We start from the raw sequence: 21477 nt of genomic DNA, 5'->3' as shown, positions 1-21477 counted from the left end.
GGGAGGGGGGGATCCGGGGCGGCCAATCAGCCCCGATCGGCGATCGGCCGGACGGCCCGGTTCGGGGTGCCGACGTATCGGGCCCGGGGGCGCATCAGGCGGTTGTTGTCGAGCTGCTCGATGACGTGGGCGGCCCAGCCGGCGACCCTCGCCATGGCGAAGATCGGCGTGTAGATCGGCACCTCGATGCCGAGGTAGTGGTAGAGCCGGGCGCTGGGCCAGTCGACGTTCGGCGGCAGATTCTTCTGCCCGGTGACGGCCCGCTCGATCGGCTCGGCGATCCGCTCCCAGCGGTCGTCGCCGATCTCGGCGGCCACCCGCTGGCAGTGCCGCTTGAGGATCACGGCCCGGGGGTCGCCGGTCTTGTAGACCCGGTGGCCGAAGCCCATGATCCGCTCCTTGCGGGCCAGGGCGTCCTGGATCCACCGCTCGGCCTTCTCCGGCTCGCCGACCTGCTGCAACACCTCCCACGACTTCTCGTTCGCCCCGCCGTGCAGGGACCCCTTCAGGGTGCCCACGGCCGAGACGATCGCCGAGTGGATGTCCGAGAGCGTCGAGGCGGTCACCCGGGCGGCGAAGGTCGAGGCGTTCAGCTCATGCTCGGCGTAGAGCGTCAGGGACAGGTCGAACGCCTCGGCCTGGGCCTCGGTCGGGTCGGCGCCGTTGAGCATGGCGAGGAAGTTGGCCGCGTGGCCGAGGCCCGCCTTCGGGGCGATCGGCTCCTGCCCCCGGGCGACCCGGGCGGCGGCGGCCACGGCGGTGGCCATCTGCGCGATCAGCCGCTCGGCCTTGCGGACGTTGGCGGCGTGGTCCTGGACCGGGGCGTTGACCTCCGGGTCGTAATGGGCCAGCACGCTGACGGCCGTCCGCAGGGTGTCCATCGGGTGGACGCCCTCGGGTACGGCCTTGAGCAGCGTCACCAGGGGATCGGGGATCGCCCGGGCGGACGAGAGCCTCCCGCCGAACTCCTCGAGCTGGGCCTTCGACGGCAGGTCGCCGTGCAGCAGCAGGAAGGCCGCCTCCTCGTAGGAGACCTTGCCGGCGAGGTCCTCGATGGCATAACCCCGGAAGGCGAGCCCGCCCTGGCCCTCGGTCCCCTGCATGTCGGCGATCGCCGTCTCGTTGGAGATCACGCCCTCGAGGCCCGGGAAATAGGTATCCTCCGACGCGCTGCTCATCTCGGCTCGGCTCCAGTGGTTCCGCCTCAGATGCTCCGGGCCTCGGCGGCCGGGAGGATGACGACCCTCGCCCCCGGCCCGGTCGCCCCGCATCGGCCCGCGATCGATCGGCTCGCGGCCCGGGGGCCCTTCTCGGATCGGTTGCGTCGGATCCGGCCGGGTTGGGCGATCGAGGGGTCCGCGGTCGGGCGCGGCGCCGCCCCTCGCCCGAGGGAAGTCGACGGTCGTCGAAACGCCATGGCCCCTAGTCTATGCCGCCCGGGGCTCCACTTCCAGTTCCCCGCCCGGCCGCCGGGACCGAACTCGCGCCACCGACGAGTTCCCCGGGACGATCCGCCTCGATCGCCCCGGCTCGATCCCTCGACGAAGATGCCGGGGGCCTCGACACGCCCTTGGACGTGCCGGGCCCCCGGCTCGTTACGGCCCCGACAAGCCCTCACCCCCGAGGTGAGTTGCTCACGCCTTCCGCCCAAAACGCGCAAGCGACTTGACGGGAACCGTCCGCTCGCTGGCTCGTGGTCGCCCTCCCGGGCATGACGATGTTCTAGGCGGTTCAATTCCGACTGAAAAGGGTGCCAGTCAAATTTCCTCTGGATTTTCCTCGACGGCCTCCCCGGGCGCACCCCGACCCGCACGGCCCGATGAGCGGGAGCCAATGAGCGGGGCCCGGCGGGTCAGTCGGCGGCCGGAGGCCCCGGGGTGGGATCGGGGGGGTTGATCAGCACGGCCAGCTCCTCCAGCTCCGAGGGGGGCAGTGCGTCGACGCGGGCGGCCAGGGCGTTGATCAGCGCGAAGAACCGTCGCAGCGAGCCGATCCGGTCGAGGTACCGGCCCGAGAGATCCGGGTCGGCGGCGATCCGGCCGACCGCCCGGTCCAGGACCGCCAGCGTCGGGTCCAGCTCCCGACGCTTCCGCTCGGTGAGGATGCGACGGAAGAGGGTCCAGACGTCGACCTCGGCCCGGAAGTACTCCCGGCGTTCCCCCTGGCGGTGGACCTTGTGCACCACCCCCCAGGCGATCAGCTCCCGGAGGTTCATGCTCACGTTGCCCCGGGAGACCTTCAGTCGATGCCTCAGGCCGTCGGCCGTCCAGTCCGACCCGGTGATGTAGAGCAGCGCGAACAACTCCCCCATCGTCGGGTTGATGCCCCAGGAACGCGCCATCATCCCCCAGTGCTCGACGAACTGGCGGATGATCTCGGCCTCGGCGGGGGGACCCGGGGACTCCTCGATCGGCTCCTCCGGCTCGTCGCCCGGCCGGCCTGGCGGGGGTGGCTGCGTCATCACTATGCACCGTCCTGGGGGCTCTGGGGGCGGCCGACGCCCGGCCGGCCCGGCCCGGCCGCCACCGGGGCCTCGATGAGGGCACCCACCAACGCAACGCGAGTCGCGACCGACCGATCGGCGAATCCGAAGTTAGAAGATACTAGGCGTCCCGCCAAAGTTCAGGATAGAATAGAGCACATCCTCCCATTCGGGCTTGTCACGTTCAGCACCAGACCGTTCGGCTGGCCGCCGTCGTGTGGAAGCTCCCCCATCGGAACCTCGATCAGGAGGCCCCTCCCGATGCCAGAGACCGTCGTTCATTTCCAGATCCGGATGCCTCCATCACTCCACGAGCAACTGGCCAGCTGGGCCAAGGAAGACAAGGCGTCGCTCAACGCCCTGATCGTCGGGCTCCTGGAGAAGGCGGTCGAGCAGCACGACAAATCCGGCGCCAAGGAGCGGTCACTGTCGAGCTGATCGTCGTGATCGTCCCGATGATGGATCCCCATCCCGCCGACCGCAACCCGGCCGGAGGGATGGGGCGCCGGCCCCCTCGGGCGATTTCCTCCCGACCCACCCCGCCCCCCTTGATTCGGCGGGCCGATCCCCGTATCCTACGACATCGCCATTCCCCGATAGCTCAATCGGTAGAGCGAGCGGCTGTTAACCGCTAGGTTCTAGGTTCGAGTCCTAGTCGGGGAGTTTTTCCGAATCTGGGGACATCTCGCTCCCCCGCAAAACCCGCCCCCTGGCGGGTTTTTTCGTGCGCATTCGCCTCGCCCCCCGTGCCGACCCTCCGGCCCGATCGGCGGTCCGGCCCACGCCCCGGGCTTCTCCCCCCGGCGATTGCGTGGGTGTCAGCGCCGCCGACTCGCATCCCTCCTCCCCCGATCGGGGCGTCGCTCCGGGGGGACGCGTCTCCGGGTCGGCCGGGTCGGACTCATCTCCCGAGGCGCCCCGAATTCGCCGACCTGCGGGTTCGCCCTTGATTTCGTGGTAAACTCGCCCCTAGATTCGTCCTATTCTGCCCGGTTTCTCGACCTTAACCGGATTCGAGCGGCCCAGTTTGATTGGCAGTCGAGAACGTGTGTCGAACGGGACGTGGTCCCACGTCCCTGGGAGTGCACCGCCATGGGGACGCGCCGCAAGGTCGGATCGGGTCGGCAGCCGAGGGCGATCGACGGGCGGACCCGGAAGACGCCCCCCCTGGAGGCGCTGGAGCCTCGCGTCCTGCTGGCGGTCTTCACCGTCGACACCGCCGCCGATGCCGGCACCGGATCGCTCCGCGAGGCGATCACCTCCGCCAACGGCACCGCCGGGGCCGACGAGATCCGCTTCGACATCCCCGGCGCAGGCCCCCACCTCATCACCCTCGACGGCTCCAACGGCCCGCTGCCGCCGATCACCGAGGCGGTCTTGCTCGACGGCTACTCCGAGCCCGATTCGAGGCCGAATACCCTGCCGGCCGGCTCCGACGCCGTGATCCTGATCGAGGTCGTCGGCACGACGGGGCTGGCCGACGGCCTCCGGATCGACGCCTCCGGCAGCACGATCCGCGGCCTCGCGATCCACTCCTTCGACAACGGCATCCGCCTCAACGGCCCGGCCGCGTCGGCCAACCTGCTCTCCGGCAACCTGCTCGGCCCGTCGACCTCGGCCGGCGTCGCCCCCGGCAACGTCCTCAACGGGGTCGCGATCGACTCGGCCCCGGGCAACACCGTCGGCGGCACCTCTCCGGCCGACCGCAACGTCATCTCCGGCAACTCGGCGCACGGGGTCGCAATCACCTCGTTCGGCTCGAGCGCCAACGTGGTGGCCGGCAACCTCATCGGCACGGACTCGGCCGGCACCTCGGCCGTCGGCAACGTGCTGGGCGGCGTGCTCGTCTCCGACGCCCAAGGCAACGTCGTCGGCGGGGGGAACGTCATCTCCGGCAACTCCGGCCCCGGGGTCGAGGTCGCCGGGTCGGGCACGCTCGGCAACCTCGTCGTCGGCAATCTGATCGGCCTGGTCGCCGACGGCGGGGCGGCCCTCGGCAACCAGGGGGCGGGCGTCCTGGTGGGGGGGACCACCGGGAACACCATCGGCGGGCCGATGGCGCAGGACGTGAATATCGTCTCGGGCAACCAGGGGCCGGGGATCGAGCTGGTGGGGGCCGGCGGCCTGCGGATCCAGGGCAATCGGGTCGGCACCGACGCCTCGGGGACTCGGGTCGTCGGCGACGACGGCCTCCCGCTGGGGAACCTCGGGTCGGGGATCCGGGTGGCCGGGGACTCCGACGGGAACACGATCGACGGGAACGTCCTCTCCGGGAATTTCCAGGACGGCCTCTTCCTGGACGGCGACGTGTCGGTCGTGCCCGACACCCCCGACGCCAATCTGATCCGGGGCAACCGGATCGGCGTCGACGTCACCGGCGTCGGCGACCTGGGGAACCTGCGCGACGGGATCTCCATCGCCTTCGGCGGCGACAACATCATCGGCGGCACCGCGTCGCCGCCCGACGAGAACGTCGTCGCCAACAACGGGGGCTACGGGATTCGCATCGTCGGGGAGCCGAGCGGGGACACCGGCACCGGGAATCTGGTCCAGGGCAACCTCATCGGCACCGACCTCGGCGGGGTGCCGCTCAACGGGAACGACCTGGGGGGCATCCTCGTCTCGAATGCCCTCCGGAATTCGATCGGCGGGGTCGTCGCCGGGGCGGGGAACACGATCGCCGGGAACCTCGGCAACGGCGTGGTCATCGACGGCCCCACCGCTAGCGGCAACCCGATCCTCGGCAACTTGATCGCCGCCAACGGCGGGATCGGCATCGACCTGGCCGACGACGGCCCCACCCCCGACGACCCCGACGACTCGGATGCCGGCCCCAACAACCTCCAGAACTCCCCCGAGCTGGCCGGGGCCGCCATCCTCGACGCCGACACCGTGCAGTTTTTCGGCACACTGACCAGCACCCCGGATGCCGACTTCCTCGTCGAGTTCTTCGCCGACCGCTCGGACCCGGACCCCGTCGACTTGCAGGGATACTCCGTGCTCGGCCGGGCGACCGTGACGACCGACGACGCCGGCCTCGCCACGTTCTCCGGGCTCCAGTTCGACGCCCCCATCCCGCTGCCCGGGGACGTGCGCTTCACCGCCACCGCCACGAACACCTCGACCGGCGACACCTCCGAGTTCTCCCTCGCCCTCGACCCCTTCCTCGTCATCAACACCGACGACCTGGGGGCCGGCTCCCTCCGCCAGGCGATCCTCAACGCCAACCTCGTGCCCGGCGCCCAGGCGATCCGCTTCGACATCCCCGGCAACGGCGTGCAGACGATCGCCGTGGCGACGGCCCTGCCGGACGTCACCGACACGGTCCTGATCGACGCCTACACCCAGCCCGGCGCCAGCCCCAACACCCTGCCCGAGGGCACCGACGCGGTGATCCTGGTCGAGCTGACGCCCGGCCCCCCGGGGGACCCGTTCGACGGCCTGACCCTGGCGGCCGGCAGCGACGGCAGCACGGTCACCGGCCTGGCGGTCGGCGGGTTCGGCTCCTCCGGCATCCTCGTCGTCGACTCCCGGTCCAACCTCGTCGTCGGCAACTTCCTCGGGACGGACGCCTCCGGCGTCGCCCCCCGGGGGAACGCCGGAGGCGTCCGGGTCGCCGACGCCTCCCCCGGCAACACGATCGGCGGCGCGACGCCCGGCGCCCGCAACCTCATCTCGGGCAACCTCGGGAACGGCGTCCTGGTCTCCGGCCCGGCCGCCTCCGGCAACCTCATCCTGGGCAACCTCATCGGCACCGACCGCACCGGGACCCTGGCGCTGGGCAATTCGGGGAGCGGGGTGACCGTCGATTTCGCCTCGAACAACACGATCGGCGGCACCTCGGCCGGCGCCCGCAACGTCATCTCGGGCAACGCCGTGGCCGGCGTTGGGATCCGGGCCACGGGGGGCCCGCCGACCGGGGGCGCCACCGGGAACGTGGTGGCCGGCAACTACCTCGGCACCGACGCGGCCGGCACCTCGGCGATTGGCAACGGAACGAGCGGCGTCACCGTGCTGTCGACCTCGGGCAACACGATCGGCGGCGCCTCGGCCGGGGCCCGCAACGTCATCTCGGGCAACGGGGGCGACGGGATCCTGTTCGCGATCTCCAGCACCGACGAGTTCTCGACCCGCAACCTGGTCGCCGGCAACTTCATCGGCACCGACGCGACCGGCACCCTCGACCTGGGCAACGGCGGGGACGGCGTCCGGCTGGGCGTCAACGTGCTGGACAACACCATCGGCGGGGCCTCGGCCGGGGCCCGCAACGTCATCTCGGGGAACTCGGGGGAGGGCGTCCAGATCCGGGCCGAATTCGGGTCGTTCCTCGGCTCGGCGACCGGCAACCTCGTGGCCGGCAATTTCATCGGCACCGACGCCGGGGGGCTGGGCCGGATGCCGAACCTCGGCGGGGGGATCTCGCTGCGGCAGGGGTCGACCGCCAACACCATCGGCGGCCAGTCCGGCGCGGGGGGGAACGTCATCTCGGCCAACGGCTCGCTGTTCGGGCCGGCCCAGGTGCTGCAAGGCCCGACCCCCGGCATGGACGACCTGTCCGACCTCCTCGCCTCCGACCTGGTCGGCACCTTCCAGGACGACCTGGTCGTCGCCGACCGGACCGGATTCGTCCACCTCTTCGAGGGAGACGGCCAGGGCAATTTCGCGTTCAACCAGTCGATCCCCCTCCCCGGCCTGAGCCCGAGCCTCCTGGCGAAGTCCGACGAGTCCGACTCCGTCTACGTGGCGAGCGCGAACCCGGGCGACCCGCTGACCGTCCTCACCCGGAACGTCGGGCTGCCCCCCACGGCCATCCCCCTGGACATCGGCTTCGACCGGGTCGACGGCCTGGATCTGGGCAGCCTCGACGGCGACTCGATCCCGGACCTGATCGTGGCCGGGGATCCGACCGGGACGGGCGGCGACGGCCTCTACGTCCTCTTCTCGAACGGCCAGGGCGGCTTCGGGGCGCCGGTCCCCCTGGCCACCGGCTTCATCCCCGGCGACCCGGCCTACGCCCCCCTCGGCTTCGACCCGGACACCTTCGAGACCGAGGTCGGCGTCGCCGCGCTGCGGGTGGACACCGACGAGCTGCTCTACTTCCGGAGCAACGGCGACGGCACCTTCGCCCCGGCGCAGGCGTTCGCCACCGGGGACGGCCCGACGGCCCTGGCCGTCGGGGACCTCACCGGGGACTCCCTGGCCGAGCTCGCCGTCGCCAACGCCGGGGACGACCGGGTCACGACCCTGATCCAGCCGAGCCTCGGCAGCTTCGTCCCCGGCCCCTCCCGGGCCGTGGGGGCCGACCCCGAGGCGATCGCCATCGGCGACTTCGACGGCGACGGCCGCTCCGACGTCGCCACGGCCGACCGGTCCTCGAATGCCGTCACCCTCCTGCGACGGCTGCCCAACAACGCCCTCCGGCTGGCCGAGACGGTGCCCGTCGGCCTCGGCCCGGCGGCCCTGGCGACGGTCGACACCTTCGACCCCGTCGACTTCTCGTTCCGGTCCACCCTCGCCGTGCTCAACGAACTCGGCGAGAGCGTCTCCGTCCTGAATCAGATCCGGCCCGCCGCCCCCGGGATCCTCATCGAGCGGGCCCCGGGCAACCTGGCGGCGGGGAACGCCATCGGCCTCGGGGCCGACGGCCTGGCCTCGCTGGGCAACCTCGGCAGCGGCATCCGGATCGAGGACGCCGCGGACACCACCATCGGCGGACTCGCCCCGGCCGACGCCAACGTCATCTCCGCCAACGAGGGCTCCGGCGTCGAGGTCTCCGGGCCCGCCTCGACCGGACTGATGATCCTCGGCAACCGGGTCGGCACCGACGCCCCCGGCGCCTCCGCCCGGGGGAATTTCCGGTCGGGCATCCGGATCGTCGGCGACGTGCCCGGGGCGGTCGTCCGAGACAACCTGCTCTCCGGCAACTTCGACCACGGCCTGTTCCTCGACGGCCAGTTCGACGACGAGTTCACGGCGGTCCTCGCCGCCCGGGGGACCACGATCCGGGGCAACCGGGTCGGCACCGACGCCTCGGGCTCCTCCCGGCTGGCGAACACCGTCGACGGCATCCACCTGCGGTTCTCCCGGGACACCACCGTCGGCGGCACCGCCCCGGGGCAGGGGAATTTGATCTCGGGCAACGTCGACCACGGCCTCGCGCTGATCGGCACCACCTCGTTCCCCGGCAACGCCTCCGGCACGCTGGTCCAGGGGAACCTGATCGGCCTGGACGCCGCCGGCGCGGCGGTCCTGGGGAATGGCGAGGAGGGGATCTACTTCGTCAACACCCCGGACAACACCGTCGGCGGCCTCGCCGCCGGTGCCGCCAACGTCATCGCCGGCAACGGCGACGACGGCATCGCCATCCGGGGGCCCGCCCCCGACGGCGAGTCCCAGCCCGCCCTCCGGTCCTCGGGGAACCTGATCCAGGGGAACTTCGTCGGCACCAACGCCGACCTCGCCCCCGGCCTGGGCAACGGGCAGGACGAGGACCTCCTCGCCGCCGGCATCTTCCTCGCCCACGCGCCGGACAACGAGGTCTCGGGCAACACCATCCGCCACAACATCGGCCGGGGGATGCTCATCAGCCGGAGCGCGACTACGGGCAACCTCGTGGTCGGCAACGACATCGCCGAGAACACCCTGGCCGGCGTCCGGGTCCACAACAACGCCAGCCGGAACACGATCGGCGGCGTCGGCTCGGGCTCGGGCAACGTCATCCGGGCCAACGGCGGCAACGGCGTCGAGCTGGCCGTCGGCGACTCGGAGGGGGACCCGAGCCTGCCCCCGCCCTTCGGCATCGCCATCCTCGGCAACTCGATCTCCGGCAACGACGGCCTCGGCATCGACCTCGGCGCCGACGGCCCGACGGCCGACGACCCCGGCGACCTCGACGCCGGCCCCAACGACTCCCAGAACGCCCCCGTGCTCTCCTCGGTCGGCACCGACCCGGGGCAGGGCCGGATCCTGGTCGAGGGCACGCTCGACTCGATCCCCGGCCGCCCCTACCGGATCGAGTTCTTCCTCACCCCCGAGGAGCCCGACGGCATCGCCGAGGGCCGCACCTTCCTCGGCGCCGCCTCGGCGACGACCGACGCCTCGGGCCTCGCGACCTTCTCCGTCCCGCTCGGGTTCCCGGCCGGCGATCCCGGCACCCTCATCACCGCGACCGCCACCGACCCGATCGGCAACACCTCCGAGTTCTCCCCCGGCCTCGAGGTGCCCACCGACCTGGCGATCGCCAAGTCGGCCCCCGAGGTCGTCGCCCGGGGCGACGAGTTGACCTACACCCTGCTCGTCTCGAACCTCGGCCTCGTGCCCGCCTCGGGCGTGGTCGTCTCCGACCCCCTGCCGGCCGGCTTCCAGTTCGTCGAGGTCGCCAGCACGCTCGGCACCGCCTCGCAGGATGACGGCCTGGTCCTCGTCGAGATCGACTCCCTCGGGCCCGGCCAGTCGGCCGCGGTCACGATCGTCGGCGTCGCCTCCGAGGTCGGTACCCTGACCAACACCGCCACCGTCTCCTCCCGGACGCCCGACGAGGACCCCGACGACAACACCGCCACCGCCTCGACGACCGTCATCGCCCGGGCCGCCGACCTGTCCATCGCCAAGTCGGCCCCCGAGTCCGTCTTCCCGGGAGGCGAGCTGACCTACACGCTCTTCGTGTCCAATCTCGGGCCCGACGACGCCTCGGGCGTGGTCGTCTCCGACCCCTTCCCGGCCGGGTTCCTGGCCTCCAGCGTCACCACCACGTTCGGCACGCCCACGCTGGGCGAGGGCGTCGCCACCGTCGAGATCGACTCCCTCGGGCCCGGCCAGTCGGCCACGGTGACGATCGTCGGCGTCGCCTTCGAGGTCGGCACCCTGACCAACACCGCCACCGTCTCCTCCGAGACGATGGATCCCGACCCCGGGAACAACACCGCCACCGCCATCACCGTCGTCGCCGAGCCGTCGTTCGTCGTCCTCAACACCAATGACGACGGGCCCGACTCGCTCCGGGAAGTGATCCGGCTCGCCAACGCCTTCCCCGGCGTCGACACGATCACCTTCGACATCCCGGCCGAGCTGGGCGCGACGATCCGGCCGCGCTCCCCCCTCCCGGCCCTCACCGAGGCGGTCGCGATCGACGGCGACTCCCAGCCCGTCGGCCGGGTCGAGCTCGACGGCTCCCTCGCCGGCCCCCGGGCCAACGGGATCGTCGTCTCGGCCGGCGGCACCACGATCGCCGGGCTGACCATCAACCGCTTCTCCGGCAGCGGCGTCGTCCTGGTCGGGCCCGGGGGCGGCAACCAGCTCGTCGACAATGTCCTCGGCTCCGACCCCGACGCCCGGCTCGACCTCGGCAACGGCGACGACGGCGTCACCGTCCTCGGCTCCCCCGACAACCTGCTCCGGGGCAACGTCCTCTCCGCCAACCGGGACAACGGCGTCGAGCTGGGCGGCCCCACCGCCACCGGCAACCAAATCCTCGGCAACCTCGTCGGCACCACCGGCGACGGCCTCGGGATGCTCGGCAACTCCAACTCCGGCATCCTCGCCCACCGGGGCGCCTCCGGCAACGACGTCGGCGGCCCGGACGCCGGCGACGGCAACGTCATCGCCGCCAACCGGTCCGCCGGGGTCGCCCTGCTCGGGACGGCCCCCGGCCGGATCGACGCGGCCCAGGACGGGGATCCGGCGACGACCTCCGGCAACCGGCTCCTCGGCAACACGATCGGCGCCTCGCTCGGGGCCGACGACGTGCGGGCCAACGGCCTGGCCGGGGTCCTGATCAGCGAGTCGCCGCACAACACCGTCGGCGGCGCCTCGGCGGGCGAGGCGAACGTCATCGCCGGCGGCCACGCCCCGGGCATCTACATCGTCGGCCGGGGCGCCGAACGCACCATCGTCCTCGGCAACGCCATCGGGCTGAGGCCCTCCGACGGCCTCCCGCTCCCCGGCACCGGGCCCGGCGTGGCGATCGAGTACGAGGCCCACTCCAACTTCATCGGCGGGCCCGCCCCCGGCGCGGGGAACACGATCTCCGCCTCGGACGCTGCCGGCATCCAGGTCGCCAACGCCGCCCTCGACAACGTCATCGAGGGCAACAGCATCGGCCTCGTCGGCCGGGCGCCCGGCAACGGCGTCGGCGTGCTGATCCGCAGCGCCTCGTGGTGGAACACGGTCCGGGGGAACCGGATCGGCGGGAACACCTTCGGCGTCATCGTCGACTCCGCCGCCTCCTCGAACCTGATCCTCGGCAACGCCATCGGCGCCGGGGACGGCGTCGGCACCCCCGGCAACCTCGACGCCGGCGTGACCCTCCGGGACGCCCCCGTCAACACCGTCGGCGGCATCGCCCCGGGCGAGGGGAACGTCATCTCCGGCAACGGCGTCGGCCTGCGGATCGAGGGGCCTATGGCCACCGGCAACCTCGTCATCAACAACGCCATCGGCCTGGACGTCGCCGGCCGCCTCCCGGTCCCCAACGCCTCCAACGGCGTGCTGATCCTCAACGCCCCGGGCAACTCGATCGGCGGCCTCGACCCGCTCCAGCGGAACCTGATTTCCGGTAACGGCGCCGTCGGCGTCCAGATCCGGGGGCCGCTGGCCTCGGGCAACCTCGTTGCCGGCAATCAGGTCGGCACCCGGCTCGGCGAGCAGACCGCGGCCCCCAACGACCTGAACGGCATCTACGTCGACAACGCCCCCGGCAACACGATCGGCGGCACCGGGCCCGGCGCCGGCAACCTGATCTCCGGCAACGGGGTGGTCGACCTCCAGGTCACCGGGCCGTACGCCTCGGGCAACCTGGTCGCCGGGAACCTCGTCGGCACCGGCCCCGGGGGGGTCGGATCGCTCCGGGGGGCGAGCACCGGCATCTACCTCGAAGGGGCGCCCGGCAACACGATCGGCGGCACGACCCCCGACGCCCGGAACCTCGTCTCCGGCCACCGCTTCGCCGGCATCCACCTCTTCGGGCCCGACGCCTCGGGCAACCTGATCCTCGGCAACTTCATCGGCACGGACGAGGCCGGGACCGCCGCGGTCGGCAACGAGCACGGGATCACCATCGACGGCGCCCCGTCGAACACGATCGGCGGCGTCGAGCCCGGCGCCGGCAACCTGATCTCCGGCAACCTGCTCGGCGTGGTCATCGCCAACGCCGGGGGCACGCGGAACGCGGTGATCGGGAACCTCATCGGCACCGACGCCTCGGGGGAGCGGGCCCTGCCGAACCGATCCGGCGGCGTCTTCCTCAACGCGGCGCCCGGCAACACGATCGGCGGCCCGACCCCGGAGTCCGGCAACGTCATCTCCGGCAACGGGGGCGTCGGGATCCAGGCCTTCACCCCCGGCACCGCCGCCAACGTGATCGCCGCGAACATGATCGGCGTGGACCGGACCACCACCCGGCCGATCCCCAACGCCGAGGGCGGCGTCTATCTCAACAACGCCCCCGGCAACACCGTCGGCGGCCTCGCCGGGGGGCCCGGCAACGTCGTCTCGGGCAACTTCGGCTCGGGCGTCGTGATCTCCGGGGAAGCGGCCCTGGACAATGCCGTGGTCGGCAACGTCATCGGCACCCCCCGCGCCGGGGACCCGCCCGCCTTCGGCAACGAGGTCGGCCTGTTCGTCACCGGGGTCCCCGGCCTGAGGCCGATGCCCACCCCGCCGGAGCAGTCCAACGTGATCCGGGGCAACCGGGCCGCCAACACCCTGGTCGTCGGCAACAGCGGCCCGCTCGTCGTCGACGGCACCGCACTCCGGGACTCCTCCGGCGCGATCTCCTCCGTGGTCGTCACCTTCAGCGAGCCCCTCAACCGCCCCCGGGCCGAGCAGGTGCGCAACTACCGCCTGAGCCTCGGCCGGGCCGGCAACCTCGGGACGGTGCCGATCGCCTCGGCCTCCTACGACGAGGTCGACAACACGGTCACGCTCCGGACCTCCCGTCCCATCGCCGCCGACGCTCCCTTCCGCCTGGTCGTCGTCAGCCGCCCCCCGGCCGGACTGACCAACCGCCTCGGCCTGGCGCTCGACGGCAACAACGACGGCGACCCCGGCGACGACTTCGTCGGCCTCTTCGAGCGCGGCGAGCTGGTCCGGGGCACCGGCCAGGGGCCCTCGGCCGACGTCGCCGTCTCCGCCCCGGCCGTCGACTCCATCTTCGGCGCCGGAGGCCTCCGGGTCGCCCGACGCCGCTCCTGACCTCCCGGAATCTCCGGCCTGGAGGCCCGTCCTCGCTGCCGTTTCGCACTCCGTCGGAGGCCCGATGCGATGAGGCTCCGCCCCGCGACTCCCGACGACCTCGACCTCCTCCGATACTGGGACGAGCAGCCGCACGTCATCGCCTCCGACCCCAACGACGACTGGGCCTGGGGGGTCGAGCTGGCCCGCTCCCCCTCCTGGCGGGAGCTGCTCGTCGCCGAGGAGGACGGCCGCCCCGTCGGCTTCCTCCAGATCATCGACCCCAGACTTGAGGAGTCCCACTACTGGGGGCCGGACGTCCCCCCCGGCCTCCGGGCGATCGACCTCTGGATCGGCGAGGCGTCCGACCTCGGCCGGGGCCTGGGCACCCGGATGATGCGGCTCGCCCTGGGGCGATGCTTCGCCGACCCCTCCGTCACCGCCGTCCTCGTCGACCCCCTCGCCTCGAACGCCCGGGCGCACCGCTTCTACGAGCGCCTCGGCTTCCGGGCCGTCGAACGCCGACGCTTCGGCGACGACGACTGCGTCGTGTACCGGCTGGACCGGGCAGACGCCCCCTGGCAGCCTCCCCTCCGGACGCCCTCCGCCGGGGATCCCGGATTGTGTGACTGAAAACGGTCGATTTCCCGATGATCTCGTTGCGGCGATCCGTCGCCCGCTCCCTGCTCCTTGGCAATCCGAACCGACCGATCGGGCCGACCCCGTCTCGCCTCCCCCGGGCGTGGGACGTGGCCCGGGTGATGCCACCCGCCGGGCGGCGCCGGGCGGGCCGGGACCGGCGTCCGACGCCGCGATCCTCCCGAAACGGACCGCCCCCCTCCGCCGCATCTCATTTCCCGGGAATCGGTTCAGTCGACCGGACCCCGTGGCGTCGGTGCGCACCGGCCGACGCCCCCGGGGCGCACCATGAGGCCGACGGGCCGGACGTCGAGCTGGGGCCGGGTCCACCGAGGCCGGGGCGCATCGGACCCGGTCCGATCGATTCGACTCCCGAAACGAACCCGAGGTCCATCCTCCAACCCATTTCAGGATCGAGAGATCGGCCGATCGCCCGGGGCACACACGGGCGCACCGCCCGCCCCACCCCGGGCGCACCCGGGCGGGCTCAGGATTCGGCGTCGGCGTCGGCCCCGACGGGCTCGGGGGAGGGAGGGCGGCGACGCTTGGCCCGGCGGTGGGCCAGGCTCAGGCAGGCGGGCAGGAGCACGATGTTGCCGAGCGAGCTGCCCGCCGTGGCGATGGCGACCATCAGCCCGAAGGTGGCGAACGGGACGAACTCGCTGAAGCGGAGGACCGTGAACCCCAGGGCCACCGCCAGGCTCGACAGCAACACCCCCGGCCCCGTCACCTGGTAGCTGGAGAAGAGCGCCTCCTCGAACGGCCGGGTCTGCCGGAGCCTCCGGAACTGCAAGAGGCAGTGGAACGTGTCGTCGACCGAGAGCCCCAGCGCCACGCTCGCCACCAGCGCCGTGGCGATGTCCAGCTTCAGGCCCAGCCAGCCCATCAGCCCCAGCACCAGGCCGACCGCCAGCAAGGTCGGCAGGATCGCCAGCACGGCCAGCTTCGGCCCCCGGAAGGCCAGGGTGAGCATGACGAGGATCCCGAGCGTCGCCCAGGAGAAGGTGGTCCACTGGGTCGCGATCACCCCCCGGGTCGTCTGCGTGAGCAGGTGGGAGAGCCCGGTGAGGTAGGCGAGGCCGCCGTACTCGGCCTTCGCCAGGGCCTCGGCCCGCTCGAAGATCGCCATCTTGGCCGGGGCCGGCTGGCTCTCGGAGAGCCGGACCATCGTCCGGGCCCGGCCCGCCTCCGGATTCCAGAAGCTCCGGAGCAGGTCCGCCTGCGGGGTGGCCGCGATCAGCTCCAGCTTCGTCCGGAGCAGCCAGGCCCGTCGCCCGGGGTCGAGCCCCCCGAGCCTCCCGTCCGGGTCGAGCACCGTGGCCAGCGAGGTGACGTAGCCGACGCCCTCTCCGCCTCCCGTCGCCTCGATGCCCAGCACGGCCTCATCAAGGGCCCGGACCCGCTCGATCGCCTCCGGGGTGATCCCCCCCTCGACCGGGACCACCAGGCCCGCCAGGCCGATCCCGCCCAGGTTTTGCTCCACGAACCGGTAGTCCCGGGCGACCCGGGTCGTCGGCTTGAAGGCATTGATGTAGTTGGATTCGTACCGGATGAAGGCGATCCCGGCCGCCAACGGCGCCACTACCAGCAACGTCCCGACGACGATCGGCCCCGGGTGCCGGTAGACCGCCCCCGTCAGGCGGTCCATCGCCGAGGAGAGCCGGGAGGTCGACCCGTACCGGACCGGGATCTCCAGGCGGACGGGAGGGACCATCGCCACAGGGGCCAGCAGGAGCGTCAGCAGCGCGGCCGCCGCCGTGGCGATCGCCAGCACGGTGCCGAACTGCCGGATCGGCACCACGTTGCTCGACACCAGGGCCGCATAGCCGACCGTCGCCGTCAGGGCGCACCAGAGGATCGGCTCGGAGACGAACCGCAAGGTCTCCTCGGCCGCCGCCCGGCGGTCGGCCGTCTTCCTCAGGTCGTCCCGGAAGTGCAGGGCCAGGTGGCTGGCCGCCGGCATCGTCAACACGATGATCTGCGCCACCAGGGGCCCGCTGGAGAGCGACAGCCGGAGGTCCAGCAGCCCGAGGATCGTCTCGGTCCCCAGCCAGGTCGTCCAGCCGGCGATCAGGGGGACCGCCGCCCACCAGAGGCTCCGGGTGGCCGTCAGGGTGACCAGGCCGATCAGCAGCATGCCGACCGTGGCCAGCCGACGGCCGTCGACCTCGATGGCCCGGAAGCCGTCGGCCAGCAGGACGGGGGGCCCGACCACCGCCGGGGGGCGGTCCAGCCCGTGCCGGTCGGCGAAGGCGTCGGCGATCCTCCGAAGCTCCGAGACGGTGACCTTGGCGTCGTGCTCCCCGGCCGGCAGGAGCCGGGTCATCAGGGCGGTGTAGGTTCCCGAGTCGTCGACCAGCGTCCCTTCCAGTAGGGGATGCGACGTGATCCTCCCCCGAAGCTCGGCCAGGCGATCGGGCTCCTCCCCGGCCGACCGGATCGCCCCGGCGATCGTCGGCGTGGCCCACCGGCCCCCCCCCTCGCCGGAGAGCCCCCCCTTGATGAGGTCGAGCACCTCGGCCCGGCCGGGCACGAACAGGCGCTTCTCCTCCGGCAGCTTCTCCAGCAGGAGCAAGGAGTCGTCGAGCTGCCAGAACAGGGGCATCTCGTCGAGCGACTGGACCGAGACCACCCCCTCGATCCCCGCCGATCGGATCTCCCCGGCCAGCTCGGCGACCCGATCGATCCCGCCTGGGGTCAGCAATGCCTCGTCATGGTAGGAGATGAAGACGAACTGGTCGTTGCCGAACATCCCGGAGGCGTCCCGGTAGGCGACCACGGCCGGGTCGTCCTCGGCGAAGAACGACTCGATCGACTGGTCGTAGCGGACTTCCTTGCCGAAGGCCAGCAGCAGGACCAGCGCGAGCGCGATCCCGGCGAAGATCAGGAGCCGGACCCGGAGCATCAGGGCGATCACCAGGGGAGGTCCTCGGGGGAGGGGGGACGGCGGTCGGGTTCGGTGTCTCCCGACCGTTATAGGCCGACGCCCCTCCCGTCGTCGAGCCGGGCCGCCCTCCGGATCCCCGTCAGATGATCCCGAGCCGGTCGGCCGCCAGGTACCCACCCGCGAAGACCAGGCCGAGCATCGAGAGCCAGAGCAGGAGGTCCCAGAGCATCCCGCCGGTCAGCCTCTGGTCGGTCCGCTTGTACCTGAGGAAGACCGCCGCCGCCGCGATCAGCGGGAGCGTCACCGCCTGCATCAGGCCGCCGATCGTGACCATCGTCACCGGGTTCCCCAGGCTGATGTAGAGCAACAGCCCCAGGATCGGCAGGGCCACGCAGAAGAAGCGGACCCAGCGCCTGCGGTAGACCTCGGAGTCGCTCGGGTAGTAGCCGCAGACCCGGAGGAAGTCGGCCAGTAGCCTTCCCGTGCCGGCCGTGGCGGCGAAGAGGGTGGAGTAGAGCACGGCGATCGCGCCGCAGACGAGGAACCACCGGGCGGCCGTCGGCCCCAGGGCCGGCTCGTACATCCGGACCAGGGTGTTGATCATCTCGTCCACCCGGTCGGGCAGGCCGACGGCCTCGGTCTGGTCGTGCAGGACGGCCGCCCCGAGCAGGAAGAAGGCGACGGTGGCGACCATGTAGATGACCATGCTCACCCAGGCGTCCAGCTGCATCACCCGGAGCCACCCCCTCGCCCGAGCGGCCCAGGGGGCCGAGCCGTCCCTCGCCCCGACGGACCGGGCATACCCCTTCTCCATGCACCAGTAGGGGTAGCTCAGCAGCTCCGTCGCCCCCACCCCGGTGATGCCGAACATCGCCAGGGCGGCCATGATCACCTCCCGGTCCCGGGGCAGTCGGAAGGTGAGGCCCGAGGCGATCTCGTCCCAGTTGATCGCCACCTCCTTCGGCAGCAACGCGACGCAGAGCACCGTCATCAGCGTGAAGACGGCCACGAACGCCGTCATCGTCCGCTCGACCAGCCGGTAGCTGCCGGTCCAGAGCATCGCCGCCGTCAGCGCCGTGACCAGCACCCCCCAGAGCAGTTCGGGCCGGTCCCCCAGGCCGAGCGCCGGCCCGAGCGTCTCCGAGGCCCCCGGCAGGACCATGTGCGCCGCCTGGCCGATCCCGGCGATCATCGCCCCGATCTGCAGCTGGGTCACCATCAGCATCCCGGCGCACCACCAGACCAGCACCGGGCCGGGCCCGGGGAGCGACCGGAAGCCCGAGAACGTGGTCCGGCCGGTCGAGACGGCGTAACGTCCCAGCTCCACCTGGACGAACACCTTGATGAAGCAGCTCACGATCACCAGCCAGAGCAGCACGAACCCTGCCTTCGCCCCGGCGTGGGTCGTGGCGATCAGCTCCCCCGTGCCGACGATCGCCGCCGCCAGGATCAGCCCCGGACCGACCTGCCGGAAGGCCCTCGACAGCGTCGACGGCGGCTCCTGGATCTGGTCGAGCATGCCGATGCGGGGGTCCTCGGCCGGCTCGGCCGTCGTGGTGCTGCTCATGATGTCGACGAGCCCGGGGAGAGCGGATGTCGCGGCTGGACCGTATCGCGGCCATCCTACGGGGGAGCCGGGGCGGTCGCAACCGGCAGCCAGGCGACGGCAGGAGACCTCGCTCGAAGGCGCGAAGATGAACGGCAGGGAATCGAGCGGAACCTGATCCGAGAGCGCACCAATACGGGCCTGGAGGCAGCCAGGGCACGTGGCCGGCCCGGCGGCAGGCCGAAGAAGAGTTGATGCCCATCATTCGAACGACACGTTCAAGCGACGGGGTTGGTGAGACGGACACCATAACGGTCGGGTCACGGCCCCCCTGACGGGAAACGCCCCTCGACTCCGAATAACTGGATGACCGTGTGATCGATGCTGGTCGATCGCGTGACAGCCGCGAACATCGCCCCTCGCAACGGAATCGAGATATTCGCAATTTCGATTGTATGAATTTATTTCACACCCAGCAACGCGCCGATGTCGCCGACCGCCACGGGACGGTTCGAACGGGGGCGACGATCGTCGCGATCGGCGAGCAACAGCGGAGTCGCAGCAATGACCCCGGAAGTCGCATGGGAGCGGGCCAATCCCGCCGGCAGGGTGGATGCACAGGTCGATCGCCTGCAACATCCGACCCCGCCGCCGTCATTGTATCTCGTCTGGAATTTCGCCGTGGGGAGCCACACCCTCAAGCCGGAGCACCGTGCCTTGCTGCGGTCGATCGTGCCGACCCTGAGGAACGGGCCGAACGCGATCCTCGTGCAGGGCTTCGGAAGCAGCTCGGGGGGCGTGGCGAGGAACCAGCAGCTCGGCCACTTGCGGGCGAGCGAGGTGCGGGCGTTCTTGGTTGCCGAGGGAATCACCCGGGCGAAGATCCAGGCGCCGCTCTCCAGCGGGGAGCAGTTCCCCATCGTCCCGAACACGACCCCCGAGAACATGGCGAGGAATCGCCGCGTCGAGATCCATCTCCTGCTGTCGCTGTAACGCCCTCCCCAGCCGTCGGCAGGGAGTCCACCGGCGTCGTTCGGCCCCGAACCGCCTGCCCTCCCGCCCCGGGATACCGGACACGCCGGGGACGGCGACCGGACGGGTGATGACCGTCTTGATTCGTCGGGAGTGACCGCGTCGGCCGCAAGGCGGCGATCCCCTTCCGGGTTCGTCGGCAGTCGCAAGCCGCGTTGGGGGGGTCGCCCCCTTCGCCTCTCTCAAGGATGTGCTGGAGCGGCTGCCGAGCCGGCTCGAGGGCTGCGCGGTGTGGCTGCTGCCGGATGCGTGGATAACGGCCCACGCCCTCACGCCGAGGATTCCCGGGAGAGGCAAGAATCGCCATCTCGGGACATGTCTCGTTCCCACTCACACATAGGCAAGCAAAGGAAGGTATTCTCCTCCCTCTACTCTGAGACTTCGCGCCTCTGCGTGAGGTCTCCTCCCCGACTTCAACCCGCGAGCCGCCGCGCCCCGAGCCGGGCCCGGCCCGGCAGGCGGGGCGTCGGCAGGACGGCCCGGCCCTCGACCAGCTCGTCGATCAGCCGGAGCATCCGGTCCCGGAAGACCTCCGGCGCCAGGGCCTCGGCCTTCTTCCGGGCGAGTTCCCCGTCCCGGACACCGCCCCCGGCCTCGAACGCCTCGATGGCCCGGAGCAGGCCCTCGGGGCCGGGCTCGTCGTAGAGCAGGCCGACCCGGTCGTCCACCGTCTCGGCCACGCCCCCCCGGTTCAGGGCGATCACCGGGGCGCCGCAGGCCATCGCCTCGGCCGGGACGATGCCGAAGTCCTCGTCCCCGGGGAAGAGCAGGGCCCGGCAGCCCCGGTAGTGGTCGCGGATCACCTCGTCGGGCTGCCAGCCCAGGAACCGGACGGTCGGCCCGGCGATCCGCTCCAGCCGGGGGCGCTCCGGCCCGGAGCCGATCACCACCAGCTCCCGGCCCGAGGCCGAGCAGGCCGATACCGCGTGCTCCAGCTTCTTGTACGGCACCAGGGCCGAGACGCAGAGATAGGGGGCGTCGTCCCGCCGGGCCGCGGGGTCGGGCGTGTAGAAATTCGTGTCGACCGGGGGGGGGATGACCCGGCTGTCCCGGCCGTAGCAGCGGGCGATCCGGCGTCGGACCGTCTCGGAGATCGCCACGAACTGGGAGACTCCTCGTGCGGTGTCCCGGTCCCAGTCCCGGAGCCGGTCCAGGGTGGCCCCGGCCAGGGAGCGCCGGACGGGCTTGCCGGCCCAGGCGTCGAGGTAGGCCGACCGGCCGTCCCAGGCGTACCGCATGGGGGTGAAGCAGTAGCAGAGGTGCGGCACCCCCCGGGGGACCCGCACCGCCTTGGCCACGCAGTGGCTCAGGCTCACCACCACGTCCACCCCGGCGGGCCTCCAGGAGCGGGCCGCCATCGGCATCAGGGGGAGCAGGTGGCGGTAGTGCTCGAAGATCCCCGGGAACCGCTGGAGCGGCGAGGTCCGGACGTCCATCGCCTCGATCGGGGGGCTCATCTCCCCCCTCCGGTGGATCAGGGTGAACAGGGGGGATGCCGGGAAGGCCCGGCAGAGGACCTCCAGGCACTTCTCCCCGCCCCTCATCCCCGTCAGCCAGTCGTGGACCAGCGCCACCCGGACCGGCCCCGGACGGCGATCCACCGCCGGCGGCGGTCCGATCTGGACGTGAGGGCCCGCCTCCATGCCCGGCTCCCGATCGACCCGGGCCTCGTCCGGGCTCCGCGGATCCGTCCGCGAGCCGACCTCCCGAAGACCCGAACCG

Annotated in this window: 9 protein-coding genes and 1 tRNA gene; 5 read left to right on the top strand and 5 right to left on the bottom strand. The window is 71.9% G+C overall.

Going from position 1 to position 21477, the window contains the following annotated elements:
• Nucleotides 1-26: 26 nt before the first annotated feature.
• On the bottom strand, nt 27-1178 hold the full coding sequence (locus ElP_RS19505) for a citrate/2-methylcitrate synthase (RefSeq protein WP_145272111.1): 1152 nt from the start codon (nt 1176-1178) through the stop codon (nt 27-29).
• A gap of 674 nt (nt 1179-1852) precedes the next feature.
• On the bottom strand, nt 1853-2461 hold the full coding sequence (locus ElP_RS19500; protein WP_231749189.1) for a GbsR/MarR family transcriptional regulator: 609 nt from the start codon (nt 2459-2461) through the stop codon (nt 1853-1855).
• Nucleotides 2462-2743: 282 nt separating this feature from the next.
• Here ElP_RS19500 and ElP_RS19495 point away from each other — a divergent pair, with 282 nt between their 5' ends.
• The 4 genes from ElP_RS19495 to ElP_RS19480 all read left to right on the top strand — a co-directional run bounded on the left by ElP_RS19495 (nt 2744) and on the right by ElP_RS19480 (nt 14284).
• Nucleotides 2744-2920 (top strand): toxin-antitoxin system HicB family antitoxin, encoded by a 177-nt coding sequence (locus ElP_RS19495; RefSeq protein ID WP_145272109.1) that lies wholly within the window; start codon nt 2744-2746, stop codon nt 2918-2920.
• 152 nt (nt 2921-3072) lie between these two features.
• Nucleotides 3073-3145 (top strand) — tRNA-Asn (locus ElP_RS19490).
• A 429-nt stretch (nt 3146-3574) separates the two neighbouring features.
• A complete protein-coding gene (locus tag ElP_RS40705; protein ID WP_145272107.1) occupies nt 3575-13672 on the top strand; it encodes a NosD domain-containing protein in 10098 nt (3365 codons plus the stop codon).
• A gap of 69 nt (nt 13673-13741) precedes the next feature.
• Complete coding sequence (locus ElP_RS19480) at nt 13742-14284, top strand: GNAT family N-acetyltransferase (RefSeq protein WP_145272105.1); 543 nt, start codon at nt 13742-13744, stop codon at nt 14282-14284.
• 493 nt (nt 14285-14777) lie between these two features.
• Here the strand turns inward: ElP_RS19480 and ElP_RS19475 are convergent, their stop codons facing one another.
• Both ElP_RS19475 and ElP_RS19470 read right to left on the bottom strand, forming a co-directional pair.
• Nucleotides 14778-17207, bottom strand: a complete 2430-nt coding sequence (locus ElP_RS19475) for an efflux RND transporter permease subunit (RefSeq protein WP_231749188.1) — start codon at nt 17205-17207, stop codon at nt 14778-14780.
• A gap of 109 nt (nt 17208-17316) precedes the next feature.
• A complete protein-coding gene (locus tag ElP_RS19470; RefSeq protein WP_145272103.1) occupies nt 17317-18744 on the bottom strand; it encodes an Nramp family divalent metal transporter in 1428 nt (475 codons plus the stop codon).
• Nucleotides 18745-19287: 543 nt separating this feature from the next.
• On the opposite strand from ElP_RS19470, the gene ElP_RS19460 reads away from it, so the two are divergent.
• Nucleotides 19288-19716 (top strand): OmpA family protein, encoded by a 429-nt coding sequence (locus ElP_RS19460; RefSeq protein WP_197446179.1) that lies wholly within the window; start codon nt 19288-19290, stop codon nt 19714-19716.
• Between the two features lie 452 nt (nt 19717-20168).
• On the opposite strand, the gene ElP_RS19455 is transcribed toward ElP_RS19460, so the two are convergent.
• A complete protein-coding gene (locus ElP_RS19455) occupies nt 20169-21356 on the bottom strand; it encodes a glycosyltransferase (protein WP_231749187.1) in 1188 nt (395 codons plus the stop codon).
• Nucleotides 21357-21477 lie beyond the last annotated feature (121 nt).

The organism is Tautonia plasticadhaerens, from assembly GCF_007752535.1.
Taxonomy (GTDB): domain Bacteria; phylum Planctomycetota; class Planctomycetia; order Isosphaerales; family Isosphaeraceae; genus Tautonia; species Tautonia plasticadhaerens.
Note: the sequence above shows the minus strand (reverse complement) of the source record. Positions and strands in the feature narration are given on the sequence as shown.

Coding starts and splice junctions, on each gene's coding strand:
- ElP_RS19505 (WP_145272111.1), bottom strand. CDS start 1,178: ATGAGCAGCGCGTCGGAGGATACCTATTTCCCGGGCCTCGAGGGCGTG.
- ElP_RS19500 (WP_231749189.1), bottom strand. CDS start 2,461: ATGACGCAGCCACCCCCGCCAGGCCGGCCGGGCGACGAGCCGGAGGAG.
- ElP_RS19495 (WP_145272109.1), top strand. CDS start 2,744: ATGCCAGAGACCGTCGTTCATTTCCAGATCCGGATGCCTCCATCACTC.
- ElP_RS40705 (WP_145272107.1), top strand. CDS start 3,575: ATGGGGACGCGCCGCAAGGTCGGATCGGGTCGGCAGCCGAGGGCGATC.
- ElP_RS19480 (WP_145272105.1), top strand. CDS start 13,742: ATGAGGCTCCGCCCCGCGACTCCCGACGACCTCGACCTCCTCCGATAC.
- ElP_RS19470 (WP_145272103.1), bottom strand. CDS start 18,744: ATGAGCAGCACCACGACGGCCGAGCCGGCCGAGGACCCCCGCATCGGC.
- ElP_RS19460 (WP_197446179.1), top strand. CDS start 19,288: ATGACCCCGGAAGTCGCATGGGAGCGGGCCAATCCCGCCGGCAGGGTG.